The 2176-nt window shown below is 70.9% G+C and carries 3 protein-coding genes; all 3 read right to left on the reverse strand.

All coding sequences use genetic code 11. The features are described 5' to 3' along the window. A partial coding sequence (locus ACDELDRAFT_RS21570; RefSeq protein ID WP_005800548.1) for a TraV family lipoprotein occupies positions 1–546 on the reverse strand: 546 nt, incomplete at its 3' end. Further along, positions 543–1385, reverse strand: coding sequence for a DsbC family protein (locus ACDELDRAFT_RS21575; protein ID WP_040330448.1), 843 nt, complete (start codon positions 1383–1385; stop codon positions 543–545). The genes ACDELDRAFT_RS21575 and ACDELDRAFT_RS21570, both read right to left, overlap by 4 nt. Continuing rightward, positions 1369–2176: TraB/VirB10 family protein (locus tag ACDELDRAFT_RS21580; protein WP_040330450.1), on the reverse strand; the 808-nt coding region annotated here is incomplete at its 5' end. The genes ACDELDRAFT_RS21575 and ACDELDRAFT_RS21580, both read right to left, overlap by 17 nt.

Here is a 2176-nt window from a genome sequence, read left to right on the forward strand (position 1 = left end):
TTCGGGCTCGGCTGAGGGCGGGGTGCCTGCGGGGAGCGCGGTCGGTGCAGGCGCCGGGGGCGGCCGCAGCGGCGCGTACTGGTCGCGGATGCGCTGGCGCACGTGGTCGATCTGCCAGCGGCCGGCATCGACCTGCACATAGACATAGCCCTGGTCCCAGAGATCGCCGTCGGCATCCTCCCAGGGCTTGGTCCACAGGCGCAGCACCCGGGCCTGGGAGCGCAGCGCCAGGGACGGAGCGCCTTCCGCGCCGCCATCGGCGATGCTGCGCGGTGCCCCGGCAATCGGCTGGCGCACTGGCGATGCGGTCGGCTCCGGCGCGCCTTCCCGAGACTCGCTACGGAGAGCCGATGCCTGCTGGCTCGGCAGGTTGTTGTGCAGGGCGTTGGTGTAGGTACCCGACACCGAGTCGCAGGCCACGCCCTCGGGCGCGGCGCAGGCGTACTTGGAGCTGCCGGAGAGACCCGACATGTTCATGCAGCCGGCCAGCGGCAGCAGCAGGGCGGCAGCGGCGATGCGTGCAGTGTGCGGAGTGTGCGCGCTCATGGCCGCTTCTCCGTCGTGGCCGGCTGGGGTTGGAGTTGAGAGGTGGCGACCTTGGCGACCTCCGCAAACCGGGCCTCGAGCACCGAGCGCCCGACATAGCCGTCGGTACGGCTGCCGTCGGCCCAGATCAGGGTTGGCGTTCCCTGCACGCGCAGCCGCCGTGCCAGCTCCAGGTTGCGCGCGATCGGGTGATCGCACTGCGCGCCCGGCTGCATCAGGCTGGCATCCGCCTGCAGCATCCATTGGCGCCAGGCACGCTCGCGGTCGGCGGCGCACCAGATGGCGACCGGCCGGGCCTCGCCCTGGAACGGCACCAGGAAGGTGTAGATCGTGACGTTGTCCAGGCCGGCGAGCTCGGGCTCGAGCTGCTTGCAGTAGACGCAGTTCGGGTCGCTGAACACCGCGAGCTTGCGCTGGCCGTTGCCGCGCACCGTCTTGATCGCATCGGCCAGCGGCAGCTGGTCGACGGGCACGGGCGCCGCGGAGGCGGTTTCCGCCTGGGCCCGCCCATCCTGGCCGCCGCGCTGCGCGATCCTGGGACCCGTGACATCGCGCATGGCCTGGGTGTCGAACAGCCGTCCGAAGACGAAGTAGCGCGGATTCGCCGACGCGACGTAGGCGACGTTGCCGTTCATCCAGACCTCGTACAGGCCCGAGACCTCGGTGCGCGACACCTCGGTGAACTCGGTGCCCGGGTGGGCCTTGCGCAGCGCGGCGAGCAGCCGGGTCTCGTCGGGAGACGCGGCTTGGACGGTGGCGGCAGCCGCCGCCAGCACTGCGCACAGCGCCGCCGAAGCGAAGCGGCGGCTGCGCCGCGCGGATTCAGTAGTTGCCATCATCGGTGGTCTCCAGATAGCGGGTTTCGGGGGAAGCGGCGCGGCGCTGGCCACGTTCGGCCACGGCGGTCATCGGCACATCGATGCGCACGCCCTTGGTGATCACGACGTCGATCTGGCGGCCGGCGTCGACTTCGATGACGGGGAAGGTGTTCTCGGCCAGCTTGATGTAGTACTGGGCGAGCCGATCCAGCGCCTTGCCCACGCCGCTGCCGAGGCCCGCCCGATAGGCGTCGGCATTGCTGTCGGCGCTGGCCATGGTTCCCAGCGCCGAGGTGCTGTAGGTGGTGTTCGCCGTGGACAGACCCTGGCCGATGCCGCTGACCACGCCGGCCAGCAGCGCGTTGGCCAGCATCTGGCCTTGCTTGGTGACCAGCCGCCCGCGCATGCCGACCTTGCCGTCTTCGCCGTAGACCGAGCCCTGGATGCGTACCTCCAGCGTGGCGCCGTCGGCCCGCACACAGGACAGGTTCTCGGTGCGCAGGTAGGCGCGCTCCGAACTGATGTCGCCATAGCCGGCCGCGATCACGAAGCACTCGCGGTATTCGCCCCGGAACTGGTTGGGCAGCACGCTGTTGTCCGAGAGGCGGATCAGTACAGGATGCGGGTTGGCCTGCGACTGCCCGCCGGTGGGCGCATCGAGGCCGCCGAGCAGGATGCCGCGCGTGAAGCTCACCGGCAGAAAGGTGGAGACCGTCTTGGGCGCGTTCGATGCCTGGTTGGCTCCCTCGGCCCGCTGCGGCCCGTCGCCGCTGGCCGTGGCGGAGGGGCGGGCGCGCTCGACCAGCGTCACG

Source organism: Acidovorax delafieldii 2AN (genome assembly GCF_000175235.1).
Lineage (GTDB): Bacteria > Pseudomonadota > Gammaproteobacteria > Burkholderiales > Burkholderiaceae_C > Acidovorax > Acidovorax delafieldii_B.